18 protein-coding genes and 1 pseudogene are annotated in these 14,993 nt (G+C 43.6%); 12 read left to right on the forward strand and 7 right to left on the reverse strand.

What is annotated here, in order from left to right:
- Positions 1-17: 17 nt before the first annotated feature.
- A complete protein-coding gene (locus DXE31_RS02550) occupies positions 18-380 on the forward strand; it encodes a Rap1a/Tai family immunity protein (RefSeq protein WP_114697703.1) in 363 nt (120 codons plus the stop codon).
- A 46-nt stretch (positions 381-426) separates the two neighbouring features.
- Complete coding sequence (locus tag DXE31_RS11000) at positions 427-630, forward strand: lipoprotein (RefSeq protein WP_231969305.1); 204 nt, start codon at positions 427-429, stop codon at positions 628-630.
- A gap of 139 nt (positions 631-769) precedes the next feature.
- Here the strand turns inward: DXE31_RS11000 and DXE31_RS02560 are convergent, their stop codons facing one another.
- Together DXE31_RS02560 and DXE31_RS02565 are read right to left on the reverse strand one after the other, a co-directional pair.
- A complete protein-coding gene (locus DXE31_RS02560) occupies positions 770-1,159 on the reverse strand; it encodes an OsmC family protein (RefSeq protein WP_114697704.1) in 390 nt (129 codons plus the stop codon).
- 43 nt (positions 1,160-1,202) lie between these two features.
- Positions 1,203-1,613, reverse strand: coding sequence for a rhodanese-like domain-containing protein (locus DXE31_RS02565; protein ID WP_114698626.1), 411 nt, complete (start codon positions 1,611-1,613; stop codon positions 1,203-1,205).
- Between the two features lie 58 nt (positions 1,614-1,671).
- On the opposite strand from DXE31_RS02565, the gene DXE31_RS02570 reads away from it, so the two are divergent.
- From DXE31_RS02570 to DXE31_RS02620, 10 genes and pseudogenes are all read left to right on the forward strand, one after another.
- The gene (locus DXE31_RS02570) at positions 1,672-2,934 is read left to right on the forward strand and encodes a putative Na+/H+ antiporter (protein WP_114697705.1); all 1,263 of its coding nucleotides are present in this window, start codon (positions 1,672-1,674) and stop codon (positions 2,932-2,934) included.
- Between the two features lie 66 nt (positions 2,935-3,000).
- Complete coding sequence (miaB, locus tag DXE31_RS02575; protein WP_114697706.1) at positions 3,001-4,350, forward strand: tRNA (N6-isopentenyl adenosine(37)-C2)-methylthiotransferase MiaB; 1,350 nt, start codon at positions 3,001-3,003, stop codon at positions 4,348-4,350.
- 182 nt (positions 4,351-4,532) lie between these two features.
- Entirely contained in the window at positions 4,533-4,850 is a 318-nt protein-coding gene (ybeY, locus tag DXE31_RS11005; RefSeq protein ID WP_231969306.1) for an rRNA maturation RNase YbeY, read from the forward strand.
- Positions 4,816-4,983, forward strand: a complete 168-nt coding sequence (locus DXE31_RS12745; protein ID WP_415077797.1) for a hypothetical protein — start codon at positions 4,816-4,818, stop codon at positions 4,981-4,983. Before ybeY ends, DXE31_RS12745 begins: the two co-directional genes overlap by 35 nt.
- A gap of 191 nt (positions 4,984-5,174) precedes the next feature.
- Positions 5,175-5,834, forward strand: a pseudogene (locus tag DXE31_RS02595) (CBS domain-containing protein).
- 1 nt (position 5,835) lies between these two features.
- Positions 5,836-7,338 carry an apolipoprotein N-acyltransferase gene (lnt, locus tag DXE31_RS02600; protein WP_114697707.1) on the forward strand — a complete coding sequence of 501 codons (1,503 nt, stop codon included), beginning with the start codon at positions 5,836-5,838 and terminating at the stop codon, positions 7,336-7,338.
- A 59-nt stretch (positions 7,339-7,397) separates the two neighbouring features.
- Positions 7,398-8,288: a glycine--tRNA ligase subunit alpha gene (gene glyQ / locus DXE31_RS02605; protein WP_114697708.1), complete on the forward strand. Its 891-nt coding sequence runs from the start codon at positions 7,398-7,400 to the stop codon at positions 8,286-8,288.
- Positions 8,289-8,315: 27 nt separating this feature from the next.
- Entirely contained in the window at positions 8,316-10,454 is a 2,139-nt protein-coding gene (gene glyS, locus DXE31_RS02610; protein WP_114697709.1) for a glycine--tRNA ligase subunit beta, read from the forward strand.
- Positions 10,451-11,029, forward strand: a complete 579-nt coding sequence (gene gmhB / locus DXE31_RS02615; protein ID WP_114697710.1) for a D-glycero-beta-D-manno-heptose 1,7-bisphosphate 7-phosphatase — start codon at positions 10,451-10,453, stop codon at positions 11,027-11,029. The genes glyS and gmhB overlap by 4 nt, the downstream gene beginning before the upstream one ends.
- A gap of 1 nt (position 11,030) precedes the next feature.
- Positions 11,031-11,774: a lysophospholipid acyltransferase family protein gene (locus DXE31_RS02620; RefSeq protein ID WP_114697711.1), complete on the forward strand. Its 744-nt coding sequence runs from the start codon at positions 11,031-11,033 to the stop codon at positions 11,772-11,774.
- A gap of 25 nt (positions 11,775-11,799) precedes the next feature.
- Here the strand turns inward: DXE31_RS02620 and rsmA are convergent, their stop codons facing one another.
- Genes rsmA through DXE31_RS02635 form a run of 5 tightly spaced genes read right to left on the reverse strand, consistent with a single transcriptional unit; the run spans position 11,800 to position 14,954 of the window.
- Positions 11,800-12,576 (reverse strand): 16S rRNA (adenine(1518)-N(6)/adenine(1519)-N(6))-dimethyltransferase RsmA, encoded by a 777-nt coding sequence (gene rsmA, locus DXE31_RS02625; protein ID WP_114697712.1) that lies wholly within the window; start codon positions 12,574-12,576, stop codon positions 11,800-11,802.
- A gap of 3 nt (positions 12,577-12,579) precedes the next feature.
- Positions 12,580-12,921, reverse strand: coding sequence for a 4-hydroxythreonine-4-phosphate dehydrogenase PdxA (locus DXE31_RS12320; RefSeq protein ID WP_331852025.1), 342 nt, complete (start codon positions 12,919-12,921; stop codon positions 12,580-12,582).
- Positions 12,804-13,163, reverse strand: a complete 360-nt coding sequence (locus DXE31_RS12325) for a 4-hydroxythreonine-4-phosphate dehydrogenase PdxA (RefSeq protein ID WP_331851978.1) — start codon at positions 13,161-13,163, stop codon at positions 12,804-12,806. The genes DXE31_RS12320 and DXE31_RS12325 overlap by 118 nt, the downstream gene beginning before the upstream one ends.
- Positions 13,076-13,597: a 4-hydroxythreonine-4-phosphate dehydrogenase PdxA gene (locus DXE31_RS12330; protein ID WP_331851979.1), complete on the reverse strand. Its 522-nt coding sequence runs from the start codon at positions 13,595-13,597 to the stop codon at positions 13,076-13,078. The genes DXE31_RS12325 and DXE31_RS12330 overlap by 88 nt, the downstream gene beginning before the upstream one ends.
- Positions 13,569-14,954, reverse strand: a complete 1,386-nt coding sequence (locus DXE31_RS02635) for a peptidylprolyl isomerase (protein ID WP_231969308.1) — start codon at positions 14,952-14,954, stop codon at positions 13,569-13,571. The genes DXE31_RS12330 and DXE31_RS02635 overlap by 29 nt, the downstream gene beginning before the upstream one ends.
- Between the last annotated feature and the right edge of the window lie 39 nt (positions 14,955-14,993).

Here is a 14,993-nt window from a genome sequence, read left to right on the forward strand (position 1 = left end):
TATCCAAGGGAGAACCCATGAAGAAATGCCTCGTTGCATTTGCTGCATTAGCAGCTTTCTCAGGCTTCGCACAAGCCGAAGAAAAAATTCAAATACTCGGCACACAAGAGCTCGTGAATGTTTGCAAATTACCTGCAAGCCCTGAATCACGCAGCTTTTGCATTGGTTACACCACCAGTGTTTATGACGCTTATTTAATGACTCGCCATCCGCAACGCGCTAAACCATTCATTTGCGTAACGCAACCAGCGCCACCACGTGATACTGTGATTGGAGATTTTGTTAAGTGGGCTGGAGAAAATCCACAGACCGCTGATAAACCTGCTGCTGGTGTAGTTTTGGGATATTTAGCTGTTCGCTTCCCTGGTGGCAAAAAATAATCCACAACAGTTAGCCTACTAAATTAACACTTAAGGATTCGTTGCTATGAAAAAAGTTATCGCAATTACAGTAGCTACTCTAGCTATCGCAGGTTGCTCTAATATGAGCAACACAGAGCAACGCACCCTATCAGGCGCATCAATTGGTGCGGTGGTTGGCGGTGTAGGCACTGCCATCTTCCACGGCAATCCAGGTTTGGGGTGTAGTCGGTGGCACTGCAGTTGGTGCAGCATCTGGTTATGCCTATGATGCTTACAAGAAGAATGAAGGCGCTAACTACAACGCTAGCTACAAGACCGGTAAGAATCCTCGGCCTAACAAAGCAGCAAACTAAGCTGTACCCTCTGATCAAATGGGATCAGAGATTGCTTTATCGACCCAGCTCGTATTAATTTACCAGCAGGGTTTTTATTTGGATGTTCCCCGCCAAAGCCTTGTGAATAGGACACTTGTCGGCGATCTTTAGCAATCGTTCTTTTTCTGCTGAAATTAAGTTTCCTGTAAATTTAATCTCACGAGAAAATATTTCAACATCATCTTCTCGTACTATATCGACAGTCACTGCTGCATTCTCAGGATTCATAGACTTGAGACCTGCATACTTTTTTAAAATCATCGAGGTGCATGCTGCTAGAGCAGCATCTAAGTACTCGTGAGGACTAGGACCAGAACCTGTTCCACCTTTTGTAGGATCAGCATCAGATAAAAAATGTAAATCGCCAACGGTCAATTTCTGCTCCAGCGGGCCCCGGCCAAATTGCGAGACAACTTTTTTCATGGCTACCCTATAAAAATGATGATTAAAACATATTGAGGAGACTTTAACTGGAATGGGGTTTGCTTGCTTTCTCTACAGCAGGAAGATTGGCTTTCTTCCAAGCAGTAAAGCCACCCTCCAAATGACAAACCTTGGGTACACCCATTTTTTGCAAGGTTTGCGTTGCGAGGGCAGAACGCCATGCAGAGGCGCAATACAAAATCAGTGTCTTGTCTTCGCCAAATATGGGCTTGTAATAAGGGCTATCTGGATCAACCCAAAATTCCAGCATACCTCTGGGTGCATGCAGGGCATTAGGGATCATGCCCTCTCTTTCCAATTCACGAACATCACGTATATCAATAAATACCGTATTCGGGTCTGATAGGAGCTGCTGCGCCTTTTCTAGAGATAAAGTTTCAATTTCAACCAAAGCACCCTGAATGAGCTCTGGATATCCAATCCTTAATTTCACCAAAATCTCCCTAATTAACAAAACCTCGTATATATGAAGCACCTGCTACCATTCTGCTATGAACTTTACTCCGACAGAATTGGGTGCAAGCATTATTTTTGCTATTGCAATTTTGCATACCTTTTGCACCAGCTATTTTGAATCCATTGCTAAAAATTCACCACGGCATGCAGGCCTCTGGCATCTATTGGGTGAGATAGAAATTGTTTTTGGGTTTTGGGCGGCACTCTTGGTGAGTTTCATTTCTTTTTATGATGATTTACAAACTGCAAAAGACTTTCTAAATCAGCGCAACTTTACTGAGCCGCTATTTGTATTTGCCATCATGATTGTGACCGGAACTAAACCTATTTTATATGTTTCTACCCAAATATTGCATGCTTTAGCCAATATCCTGCAATCATTATTGCGAATCAGAAGCGCACCCGTTTTATATTTTCTTACTCTCGAGATAACACCGCTGCTAGGATCTTTGATAACTGAACCAGCAGCTATGACCTTAGCAGCATTTTTATTGCGCGATTTGATCGATCGCCATAAATGCTCACGAGCTCTCTTATTTGGAACGCTTGGCGTACTTTTTGTGAATATCTCTATCGGCGGAACGCTTACTAACTTTGCAGCCCCACCAGTGCTCATGGTTGCCTCCACCTGGGGATGGAGCTCAGTCTTTATGTTTGCCAACTTTGGCATAGAGTCTGCCATAGCAATTTTTATTAACGCACTCGTAATCACTCTGCTTTTCCATAGGCAACTGATTGAACCTAGCACTGAGAAAAAAGAAGTCAAGATACCCTATGCAGTAATTTTGATGCATCTAATTTTCTTATTTGGAGTAGTCGTATTTGCTCATGACCCTGTTATTTTTATGTGGATTCTTCTTTTCTTTATTGGATACACCACAGCATACCCAAAGCATCAGAGCCCTCTCATTCTCAAAGAAGCGCTTTTGGTTGGTGTCTTCTTGGGAGGCTTAGTGGTGTTGGGTGCGCTACAGGGCTGGTGGCTACAACCTATCCTCGAAATGTTGAGCCCAACCGCAGTCTTTTACGGAAGTCTGGTTCTTACCGCTTTCACTGACAATGCTGCACTAACCTATTTAGGTTCCTTGGTTACAGGAACATCTCCAACATTCAAGCTTGCTTTAGTAGGGGGAGCAGTTGCTGGAGGTGGGCTCACAGTGATTGCCAATGCGCCCAATCCAGCTGGTATCGCGATTCTAAGAAGTCATTTCCCAGAGAATACGGTATCAACCCTCTATTTGCTGATTGCTGCTATTCCACCCACAATTGTGGCAATTCTGGCCTATCGACTCTGCTGAAGCCCTTTTAGGGCTTCAGCAGTAAAATCTTTCCTTCGCCCCCAGCTATAAACCTGAGAACGGCATATGAAAAAGCTTTATATCAAAACCTTCGGCTGTCAAATGAACGAGTACGACTCGGGCAAGATGGCAGACCTTCTATATGCCGATGAAGGCATGGTGATAACAGAGCGACCGGAAGATGCAGATGTTGTTCTATTAAATACTTGCTCTATCCGAGCAAAAGCAGAAGATAAAGTTTTCTCTGCTTTAGGACGTCTTCGCGAGCTCAAGAAATCTAAACCTGATCTACTAATTGGTGTTGGTGGTTGTGTTGCAAGTCAAGAAGGTCAGCAAATAGTGAGTCGCGCTCCCTATGTGGACGTTGTCTTTGGACCACAAACACTTCATCGACTTTCAGACTTAATTGCCGAGAGACGTAAAACTGGAATATCTCAAGTAGATATCTCCTTCCCGGAGATTGAAAAATTTGATCATCTTCCTGCATCACGCCAAACTCGTGGATCTGCTTATGTATCCATTATGGAAGGTTGCTCCAAATACTGCAGTTATTGCGTAGTGCCGTATACACGAGGTGAAGAGGTTTCATGGCCTTTTGATGATGTGCTAACTGAGGTAGCAGGTCTGGCTAGCAACGGTGTAAAAGAAATTGTTTTGCTTGGTCAAAATGTCAATGCCTATCTCGGCAAGATGGGTGGCACAGAAGCAATCGCTGATTTCGCATTACTACTTGAGTACATTGGTGAAATTCCCGGGGTAGAGCGTATTCGATTTACCACCAGTCACCCAAAGGCATTCACTCAACGGCTCATTGATGTTTATGCCAAGCTCCCTAAGCTTGTTAGTCATCTGCACTTACCGGTACAACATGGCTCTGATTCAATGCTATCTGCAATGAAGCGTGGCTATACGACGCTAGAATTTAAAAGCATTATTCGTAAAATGCGCGCCGTGCGTCCAGATCTGACCTTGTCGAGCGACTTTATTGTAGGTTTTCCTGGTGAAACCGAGGACGACTTTGAAAAACTCCTGAAAATGGTTGAGGAGCTAAATTTTGATAATAGCTTTTGTTTTATCTTTAGCCCGCGCCCCGGCACACCAGCTGCCAATTTGAGTGATGACACGCCTTACGAAGTTAAGCTCAAGCGTTTACAAACTTTGTTAGCTCTTGTAGAGAGTCAAACAAACAAAATTAGCCAAAAAATGTTGGGTAACATCGAAAGAGTGCTAATTGAGGGTCTCGCAAAAGATGCTATCAATCTACAAGGCCGCACCGAGAATAATCGAGTGATTCACTGTAACGCACCAGACAAAGATAACATTGAAAATCTCATCGGTCAAATAGTAAATATTCGCATCACCGAAGTTCTCAACTACCCCCTTAGAGGGGAATTAGTAGAAGCGCATGTTAACTAAGAGCAAAAAACCATCTCCCAAACTAGTAGTTGATATGCAATATGCAAGTCCGCCTATTGAGTCAGCAGTTAACAAAATTACCTCTTCTACCTTAATTAAAAAATGGGTAAAGAACGCAACGCCTTTAGGGGGGCTTACTAACGCTTCAATTTGTTAATGCAACCGAAGCTAAAAAGTTGAACTTGGCCTTTCAAAAAAAAGATTGCGCTACTAATGCACTCACATTTTCGTATGAACTATCAAAAAATACTTTGGTTGCGGATATTATTTTCTGCCTTCCTGTGCTTCAAAAAGAAGCAAAGGAGCAAGATAAGTTACTCAAAGCCCACTTGGCTCATTTGATTATCCATGGATGCCTTCATGCGCAAGGCCATGACCACGAGGTAAGTAAAGGTACCAAAAAGATGGAAACTCTCGAAGTTCAAATGCTTAAAAAATGGGATTTGTCATATTTCTACGCTATTCTTGCTATCTGTCCGACCCCAATACATCCCTTTTAGACCGCTTGGCAGCTTTTTTAACGCCCCACCTACTGAACGACGCCAAGAACTCATCGAAACTCTTCGCACAGCACAAGCTGCAGGACTTATCGATGCAGATGCTCTCTCAATATTTAAACCACTCAGCATATAAGTTTCCAGTAGCCAAGCTCGCAAAGCATTTTTTGCCTGAATAACGCTAGGTAGATGGCCAATTAACATTGTGACAATCGTCGCCATGGGAACCATCGATAAAGTAGTTGTAAAGGCCAAGCTGGCAGCAATTTGCTGCAAATTTTGACCGCGATTTCGCTCCCAGATCTTTTTTCCCAGAGAAAGCCATAATTGGGGGGGGTACGAATAAGGATTGAGGGAGTGTTTCAAGTGGGGCAATTATGTGCACGCGATATTTTGGTTCCTCGTGCCCAAATAGACTGGATTGATATTGGGCGTCCCCTACCTGAAATTATTAAAAGTGTGATCGAAGCAACTCACGCACGCTTTCCGGTATTTGAAGGCAACAAAGATCATGTGATCGGTATCCTACTCGCCAAAGATTTGTTAAGACATGCTACAGAGAAAGACTTTCAAGCACGTGATTGATTGCATCCAGCCGTCTTCATTCCAGAGTCTAAGCGCCCTAGCGTCTTGTTGCGCGACTTTAAAGATAATCGCAATCATTTAGCGATCGTAGTTGATGAGTACAGCGGTATAGTAGAAATTATTACGATCGAGGATGTGCTTGAACAAATCGTTGGCGATATTGAAGATGAGCATGATGTTGATGAAGAGGCGGATAATCTCATTGCTTTAGATAATGGTGATATTCGTGTTAAGGGCATCACCGAACTCGAACAATTCAATGAAACGCTTGGCACCCATTTCGAAGTTGAAGATATTGACACTGTTGCTGGGATTGACGGGATCGAATTTGAAGTTCAGCGAGCTGACCCTAGACAAATTCATATCCTGCTTGCACGACAAACGCATAAAAAATCCGACTAAGATGAGCAACAAAGGATTTGTAATTGTCACATTATTTATATTGGGCGGTTTACTTGCAGTCATTGCTGAACTACCTTATGGTGGTTGGTTCCAAATTCTGCTTTTAAGTCTTCTCTGGTGGCATCTTGACTCTCAGAGCACTATCTCACTCAAAAAGCAATTCTTATTAGGCCTTGCATTTGGAATTGGTTATTTTGTAGTGGGTCTATGGTGGCTTTACATTAGCCTTCATGATGTTGGGGGCATGAATGCAGCCCTTGCTTGCATGGGAGTCTTTCTCCTCTCTGCATATTTAGCCTTGTATTTTTCTTTAGCAACTCTTGCAATTACCTTATTTAAAAAGAGTTACTTGTTTGGATTTTTATTAGCGGCAAGTTGGGTAGCGGCCGAGTTTCTGCGCGGCTATATCTTCACTGGTTTTCCTTGGATGGGATTTGCAGAGACCCAGTTCAATGGACCTTTTGCCCCTATAGCACCTATCTTTGGCGAACTAGCTTGTACATTCCTGGCAGTTTGGATCTCTTGGGAACTCTACCAGCTTCGCAAAAATGCTGTCTATGGTGCAGTCATGATTGTAGGTACAGTAATAGTTGCCCAGTTTGCTGGAATTTTCACCTTTACAAAACCGATTGGAGAGCCGATTTCCGTTCGATTAATTCAGGGCAACTTCGAGCAGAGTCTTAAATTCAATCCTCAAGCAATCGGCAGGCAAATTGATTTTTATGCCGAGGCAATTACTAAAGAGACTGCTGATCTTATCATCATACCAGAAACTGCATTTCCATGGCCTATCCAAAATTTACCGCTTGGTTTATTAAGTGACCTACAAGATTTTTCAAATCGCAGTGGTAGCAATATTTTGCTTGGCCTGATTGGCGAGGTACCTAGGGATGCTGATATCCAGTATTCCAACCGTGCCACTGGACTCTCTCCAAACACACAACCTTATCAGTTCGATAAAATCCACCTAGTTCCATTTGGAGAATTTGTTCCTCCTGGGTTTCAGTGGTTCGTTAACGCTTTTCATGTGCCAATGAGTGACTTCGCAAGAGGCAAATCTGATCAACTACCCTTGACGATTGTTCGCAAAGGTCAAGATGATATTCATGCTGCTTTAACAATTTGCTACGAAGATATTTTTGGCGATGAACTTGCATCACGAATTCAACAAAGTGAGAGGCCGATCAATCTACTTATTAACATCGGCAATCTTGCCTGGTTTGGGAAATCTCAAGCCCCCGCCCAGCAACTCAGACTGTCGCAACTGCGCTCACTAGAAACGGGATTACCTGCCTTAAGAGCTACCAATACAGGCATCACAGCTGTTTTGGGCCCAGATGGCAAATTGCAACAAGCTCTCCCAGAATTTACCCAAAACACGCTAAGCTACCAAGTCCAAGCGTATGCAGGCAAGACGCCTTATGTCGTTTGGGGTAATTTACCGATTTTGGGTATTTCGTGCCTACTACTACTCTGGGGCTTTATTCGTCACAGACGTTTTTAGGCATTTTTACCTCTGCACCACTGTAGCCATGTAAAATCAATGGCTTAGCCAGGTTAATCATGCTTACTTTTCAGCAAATCATTCTCAAACTTCAAGATTATTGGGACCAACAAGGTTGCGCCCTATTGCAACCTATCGACCTCGAGGTTGGTGCCGGCACTTCTCATACTGCGACCTTCCTTCGTGCGATTGGACCTGAGCCATGGAAAGCGGCCTATGTTCAACCATCCCGCAGACCAAAAGATGGTCGCTATGGGGAGAACCCAAATCGCTTGCAACACTACTACCAATATCAAGTCGTTCTCAAACCGGCGCCAGAAAATATTCTCGCTCTGTATTTGGGATCTCTTGCTGCTTTAGGCTTAGACTTTAAGGAAAACGATGTCCGCTTTGTTGAGGATGACTGGGAAAATCCCACACTAGGCGCCTGGGGCCTTGGTTGGGAAATATGGCTTAACGGCATGGAGGTAACTCAATTCACCTACTTTCAGCAAGTGGGTGGCTTAGACTGCAAGCCCGTTCTAGGAGAAATTACTTACGGTATAGAGCGCTTGGCAATGTATATCCAAAATTGCTCTAACGTTTATGACTTAGTTTGGGCTGATGGCATTTCTTACGGAGACGTGTACCATCAAAATGAGGTTGAACAATCTTGCTACAACTTTGAACATTCCAATGCTGATTTACTTTTTGCCAAGTTCACAAATTATGAGAGTGAAGCAAAACGTTTAATGGAAGTGCCCTTAGCGCTTCCTACTTACGAAATGGTACTAAAGGCCGCACATACATTTAATTTGCTAGATGCTCGGGGAGCCATCTCAGTCACTGAACGCGCTGCTTATATCGGACGTATTCGGAATCTCTCTCGCGCAGTTGCCAAAGCCTACTTCGAGTCCAGAGAAAAACTGGGTTTTCCAATGTGTCAACGTCAAGCTAAAGCACAAGCTTAAGCGTATCGAGAATTCTGCATTTCATCTATGAGCATATCCCATTCCAAATCTCAATCAGCTACCTTGTTGATTGAGGTGTTGACTGAAGAACTTCCACCTAAATCCTTGCGTCGTTTAGGTGATGCATTTAGTGAAGGCATCTTTGCAGCACTTAAATTAGCGGGCCTTGTAACTTCATCATCTAAAGTGACCAGTTTTGCAACACCGCGTCGCTTAGCAGTGCAAGTGACAGATGTTTTAGATCACGCTCCTGACTACCCCGTACGTGAAAAATTACTACCTACCAGCATTGCTTTTGATGCTGATGCCAAAGCAACCCCGCCCTTACTTAAAAAACTCGTTGCCCTTGGCTATGCGGACATTGATCTCGCCACCCTAGAAAGAGCGGGTGAAGGCAAGAATGAGGATCTCTATCTGAATGCTATTGCTAAGGGCGCTGCACTTGAACAAACAGCACAATCTGCGCTTGAGCAGACCTTAAATAAGCTACCAATTGCAAAAATGATGCACTACCAGGTACAGCAAACAGATGGTCAATTAGCAGATGTGCAATTTGCACGTCCAGCACATCGAATTATTGCGCTTCATGGTGCAACCGTTCTCAATATCAGCGCACTGGGAATTAATGCTCATAATCAAACTGAAGGGCATCGCTTTTTAGCCCCCGGAAATATCAATCTCAGTCATGCAGATCAATATGAGTCTGATTTGCAAAATAGGGCTAAGGTTATTCCTAGCTTCAATCAGCGTCGTGCAAAAATTGAAACTGCCTTATTCAAAGCGGCTGGTGATGATTTAGTGCTAATGCCAGATAGTCTTTTAGATGAAGTAACGTCACTTGTTGAGTGGCCAGCAATATATGAATGTCACTTTGATGAAGTGTTCTTAGAGGTTCCTCAAGAATGCTTGATTTTGACAATGCAGACTAATCAGAAATACTTTGCATTAACAGACAAGCTAGGCAAATTGCGTAATCGCTTTTTAATTGTCTCTAATATCGAAACGAACAATCCTAACGCCATCATCTCCGGCAATGAACGTGTGGTACGCCCTCGCTTATCCGATGCACGCTTCTTTTTCCAGCAGGACCAAAAGCGTCGCTTAATATCTCGTGTGGCTGATTTAGAAAAAGTGGTTTATCACAACCAACTTGGTAATCAACTTGATCGCACGAAGCGCGTTCAAGGGATTGCTGTGAATATTGCTAAAAAACTAGGTGCAGATGAGCAGTTACTTGCCCGCGCAGCAGAAATTGCTAAAACAGACTTATTAACTGATATGGTTGGTGAATTCCCAGAGTTGCAAGGGATCATGGGTCGTTATTACGCCACTCACGGCGGAGAAAATCCTGATGTTGCCAGCGCCTGCAGCGAACATTACATGCCACGTTTTGCTGGCGATAGCTTACCGCAAACACAAACAGGAACCATCTTAGCCATTGCTGACAAGATAGAGACGCTGGTAGGTATTTGGGGCGTCGGTCTTGTGTCAACTAGTGATAAAGACCCTTATGCTTTACGTCGTCATGCCCTAGGAATTTGTCGTTTACTTTTAGAAAAAAATCTTGCGCTCAATTTGCCTGAGCTAATTGCATTAGCTCGCTCCCAATTTACTCAAGCGGAAGTAAAGGAAAAAGCAAAAACTGCTGATATCTACGCCTTTATTATCGATCGCCTGCGCGCTTACTTACGTGACCAATCAGTTGCTGGAAAGCACTTTACTAGCGCAGAAATTGATGCTGTTCTCAGCCAAGAACCAGCACATATCCATGATGTAATTGAGCGCTTAACTGCTTTACGTAAATTTAATGTTCTCGCAGAGTCTGCTCAGCTTGCTGCCACCAACAAGCGCATCAGCAATATTTTGAAAAAAACAACTACCGCTATTCCTGCAAATTGTTCAACACAGCTACTACAAATTCCAGCAGAGGTAGCATTGCATAAGGCGCTTGAAGAAATTGCGCCCGGACTAAATATTGCTTATGAAAAACGGCAATTTCTTGATCTTTTGCAAGCATTGGTTGCTTTGAGCGGTCCAATCGATCAATTCTTTGTTGATGTCATGGTGATGGATCCTAATCCGGAGTTGCGCGCTAACCGCTTAGCCCTTCTACAACAACTGCACCAAAAGATGAATCTCGTCGTCGATCTCGGCAAACTAGCATGAGCACTGGCTCCTCTAAACTCATCATCCTTGATCGCGATGGCGTGATCAATGAAGATAGCGATGAATATGTGAAATCAGCAGCAGAGTGGGTGCCGCTTCCAGGAAGCTTAGAAGCAATTGCCCTGCTAAATCAGGCGGGCTATCAAATTGCCATCGCAGCTAATCAGTCAGGTCTATCCAGGGAGTACTTCACCATCAATGATTTGCATGCGATGCATGGCAAAATGGATGCATTGCTAAAACCGTTGGGCGGACGAATCGATAGCATCTTTTTTTGCCCTCATCAGGATTCACATCAATGCGACTGTCGTAAACCTGCACCTGGCATGATGAAAGAAATTGCCTTACGTTACAAGAAGATCGACAAAATCAAGCCGCTGACTGGAGTTCCCATTGTTGGCGATTCATTACGCGATCTCCAGGCTGGAGATGTCATGGGGGCATCACCCCACTTAGTTCTAACAGGTAAGGGTGAAATGACACTGGCAAAAGGAGGTCTGCCTGAGGGCACACAAATTCATGCTGACTTATTGGCATTTACCAATACGCTTTTAGAAAACAAGGTTAAGACCTAACATGAAATTTATTCACTCCACCCTCTTTGCTTTATTTATGTTGGTATTCACGCCGTTCTGGTCAGTTCTATGCATGCTTGCCTGCCCATTTTTAAGCCCCGAAAATCGCTACACCTATATTGGGATTTGGAACAAAGTGGTGATTGCGATGCTGAGGATACTGTGTGGCATTCATTATGAAATCAGGGGTATGGATAACTTACAGGCCGTACTCAATCAGAGAGTTGTCATCCTGAGCAAACATCAATCGGCCTATGAAACGATTGCATATATTGCGTTGATACCTAAGCAACTTTGCTTTGTCTTTAAACGCGAATTGCTCTGGATTCCATTCTTTGGGTGGACTCTGGCCCTCCTGAAAATGATTTACATTAATCGCTCAAATCAGATGAGCGCAGCATTATCTGTGGCATCTCAAGGCCGTAAACGCCTGAGTGAGGGTAAATGGATCATGCTGTTCCCAGAAGGTACAAGAACTGCCGCTGGGTCCACTAAAACTTACTACCGCATCGGTGGCACACGTTTGGCGAGTGCTACCGATGCTCTAGTGCTTCCAATCGCCCACAATGCTGGACGTTGTTGGCCAAAGAATAGTTTTATCAAAAATCCTGGTACTGTCGTTTTCTCAATTGGTCCTGCAATCAGTTCAATCAATAAATCAGCCGAGCAGCTTCTACAAGAAGTAGAGGGATGGATAGAAGCCGAAATGCGCGTAATCGATCCCAGTGCTTACAAAGCATCCTAAAATATTTACTACACGCGTTAGTAATTTAAGCAGCCAGGGCTTTGGCCCACTCAACGTAGCGATCTACTGAAATATCCTGAGCCCTTGATTTGAGCTCAAACTCTGTCAAATGCAGCCTGTCTGTAAAGGCCCTTAAGTTAGTCCGTAACATTTTTCTACGTTGAGAAAATGCCGCTGTAACCACCTTTTCTAAGGCACTCCGTTGAAAATCAGTAAGATTGAAGTCTTTTCTTGGAATCATTCTGACCACAGCTGAGTTCACCTTAGGCTTAGGATCAAAAGCCTCAGGAGGAACCTTCAAGACCAATTCCATATTGTAGCGGGTCTGCAGCATTACCGAAAGTCTACTGAAATCAGAACTACCCGCCGTGGCAATCATTCTTTCAACTACCTCTGCTTGCAACATAAAGACTTGCTCATCAATTGCACTAGTAGCAGCCACTAAATGGAAAAGCAAGGGAGATGAAATGTTGTAAGGGAGATTACCGACAACCTTGCATACCCCTATCCTTGAAGAGCGATTCTGAGCCCATTCTAAAAAATTAAAATTGAGGACATCACCCTCAATTACATTTAGACCTTTCAGATTTTTATTATTCCAAAAAACAACTAAATCACGATCAATCTCCAGGAGATCTAAGTGATCTAAGCTACTCAATAAGGGGAGCGTTAATGCACCAAAACCAGGCCCAATCTCAATGACATGCATATCGGGATTAGGATTAATGAGTGATACTATTGAATAGATGATTTCGTTATCTTGTAAAAAGTGCTGGCCAAATCGTTTGCGTGCTCGATGCATGTATTAGATTTGCTTTCTTTGATTAAGGGCCAATTGCTTTGCCAAACGCAAAGCTTCTAATATGCTACCGGGATCAGCAATGCCTTTACCTGCAATATCTAAAGCAGTTCCATGGTCTACCGATGTATGAATAATTGGCAATCCTAGAGTAACATTTACTCCATGATCAAAAGTGACGAATTTAAATGGTGCTAAACCTTGATTGTGATACATCGCAATAAAAGCATCTACTTGATCAATAGATTCGGCATCAAACATGGCATCTGCTGGATAAGACCCAGAAATATTGACACCACCCGCCTGTGCAGCTGCAATTGCTGGTGAAATAAGCTCAATCTCTTCAATACCCACGTACCCCGCCGCGCTTCTCCAGCATGTGGATTTAAACCAGCAATTCGAATGATAGGTTTTGAGATGCCAACTTTTCCCTGTAAATCTTGGTTCACGATTTTGATCGTCTCCAATATTAAGTCATAACTCAGTGCCTGCGAGACCCCTTTTAGGGTGATATGAGTGGTAACAAAAGCAACTCGCAAATCCCCCGAGGGACTTGTAAACCCAGAAAACCACTTGGTAAGAGTGCACACAGCATCATCACTACATGGGAAACATTGCAGCGCTGTGCAAGATATTCTATATGCCCAGTAAATGGAGTTCCTCCATCATGAATAATACTTTTTTGTAGAGGTGCAGTGACCTTTGCATCAAAGCGACCATGTAAACAGCCATCAATTGCCTGATCCAATAAATTAACAACGTAAGAAGCATTATTGGAATTGAGACTTCCACAGACAACGGGCGATCGAAGCGGAACCGATTGAATCTGCAATCGACTCACAATATCTGGAGCAAGCTTGTGTGGATACCTTAGTAACTCATCGTTACCAATTAAAGTAACTTGAACATCAGAGCGCTCTTGTAAAAACTGTATCGCTGCAGCGAGTGATACTTCGGGCCCAATACCAGCTGGTTCATCGGTAGTAACGACCAAATTAACGTACGTTGCTACTTGCTGCATCATCCGCGTTCAGAATTTTTACAGTTGCAGTATCACGCAACTCACGCATCCAAGCTTGGTAAGCTTGTTCTAACTTTCTTTCACGAATTGCGGCGCGCGCAAATTGACGTTGCTTCTCAATAGTCAACTGTCCTTCACGACGCTGAAGCACCTGAATCAAATGCCAACCAAATTCGGACTTGACTGGGTTACTCACTTCGCCAATTTGCAAACGATTCATTGCCTGCTCATACTCAGGTACCAGATCTCCAGGACCCATCCAGCCTAGCTCACCTCCAATTGGAGCGGAACCATCGGCCGAGTATTTCTTAGCAAGTTCGCCAAAATCGGCTGTCTTGGCACGTACTTGGTCACGATATCCCTGCAAACGTCTCTCAGCATCCTGATCGCTAAGGCCTGCACGATTCCGTAACAAAATATGACGGGAAAGGGTTTGGGTTATAGGAATATTTTGCGGCGTACTCGGAGCAGCATCTGGAGTTGATGCTTGTTGAAGAGGGGCCACGCCCGCAGCCCGGCGATCTAATGCTTTAAGCACATGGTAACCAGCGGGACTTTTGACCACAGCATTTGCTACTTGACCACTCCCAGTATTACGAATTGCTTCATAAAATAACTGGGGCAAACGATCAGGAGTGCGATAGCCTAACTCTTGAAATTTAATCTTAGGATTTTCTTTTGCAGCCATCGCGCCCAATTGCATGAAATCAACATCGCCACGAGCATCTCGCAACAAGCTATCAGCCTTTTTTTTAGCCTCAGCCTGTGCACCAGCCCCTGCACTCGTATCGACAGGAATGAAAATTTGTGCAATATCAATCTCTTCTAACTCGCCTTTAGCCGCAGGAGCTGATCGGGAAGGTGCACCAGTAGATAGTGCTCTTGTACGCTCAACAATAAAATTATCAATTTCTGCATCTGAGATTTTGATCTTTCCCTTAATCTTCTTCTCGCGATATCTAGAAACAATGATGTCCTCGCGCAACATTTCTTTATAACGTTCAAATGTAGTACCGGACGCAATTACCTTGGCCTTAAATTCAGATATACTGAGTTTGTTCTTACTTGCAATGTCTTCAATAATCTTATCTAATTCTTTGTTGGTAACTTTTATGCCCTCTTGCTCTGCATTTTGTAATTGAATCTTCTCAAGAATAAGGTGATCCAAAACTACCTTACGCGCCGTTCCATCTTCTGGTACCTTTGCCCCTTGCTTCTTCAGAGCTGCAATTCGATCGTCAATTTCTTTACGAGTTACATAGCCCGTATTCACAACCGCAGCAACGCCATCAATATTGCGAATCTTGCCTTCGGTGACCGTATTTGTTTTTGTTGTATCTTGAGCTAATGCAAGATTCATAAACGATCCAATGCCAAGAAAAGTGGCTTGAATGCACAC

Source organism: Polynucleobacter necessarius, from assembly GCF_900095185.1.
Lineage (GTDB): Bacteria > Pseudomonadota > Gammaproteobacteria > Burkholderiales > Burkholderiaceae > Polynucleobacter.

What these genes read in the sequence shown, in the direction of transcription:
- gmhB (WP_114697710.1), top strand. Translation starts at nt 10,451, where the DNA reads ATGAGCACTGGCTCCTCTAAACTCATCATCCTTGATCGCGATGGCGTG.
- miaB (WP_114697706.1), top strand. Translation starts at nt 3,001, where the DNA reads ATGAAAAAGCTTTATATCAAAACCTTCGGCTGTCAAATGAACGAGTAC.
- rsmA (WP_114697712.1), bottom strand. Translation starts at nt 12,576, where the DNA reads ATGCATCGAGCACGCAAACGATTTGGCCAGCACTTTTTACAAGATAAC.
- glyQ (WP_114697708.1), top strand. Translation starts at nt 7,398, where the DNA reads ATGCTTACTTTTCAGCAAATCATTCTCAAACTTCAAGATTATTGGGAC.
- DXE31_RS11000 (WP_231969305.1), top strand. Translation starts at nt 427, where the DNA reads ATGAAAAAAGTTATCGCAATTACAGTAGCTACTCTAGCTATCGCAGGT.
- DXE31_RS02570 (WP_114697705.1), top strand. Translation starts at nt 1,672, where the DNA reads ATGAACTTTACTCCGACAGAATTGGGTGCAAGCATTATTTTTGCTATT.
- DXE31_RS02635 (WP_231969308.1), bottom strand. Translation starts at nt 14,954, where the DNA reads ATGAATCTTGCATTAGCTCAAGATACAACAAAAACAAATACGGTCACC.
- DXE31_RS02550 (WP_114697703.1), top strand. Translation starts at nt 18, where the DNA reads ATGAAGAAATGCCTCGTTGCATTTGCTGCATTAGCAGCTTTCTCAGGC.
- DXE31_RS02560 (WP_114697704.1), bottom strand. Translation starts at nt 1,159, where the DNA reads ATGAAAAAAGTTGTCTCGCAATTTGGCCGGGGCCCGCTGGAGCAGAAA.
- DXE31_RS02620 (WP_114697711.1), top strand. Translation starts at nt 11,031, where the DNA reads ATGAAATTTATTCACTCCACCCTCTTTGCTTTATTTATGTTGGTATTC.
- glyS (WP_114697709.1), top strand. Translation starts at nt 8,316, where the DNA reads ATGAGCATATCCCATTCCAAATCTCAATCAGCTACCTTGTTGATTGAG.
- lnt (WP_114697707.1), top strand. Translation starts at nt 5,836, where the DNA reads ATGAGCAACAAAGGATTTGTAATTGTCACATTATTTATATTGGGCGGT.
- DXE31_RS12330 (WP_331851979.1), bottom strand. Translation starts at nt 13,597, where the DNA reads ATGATGCAGCAAGTAGCAACGTACGTTAATTTGGTCGTTACTACCGAT.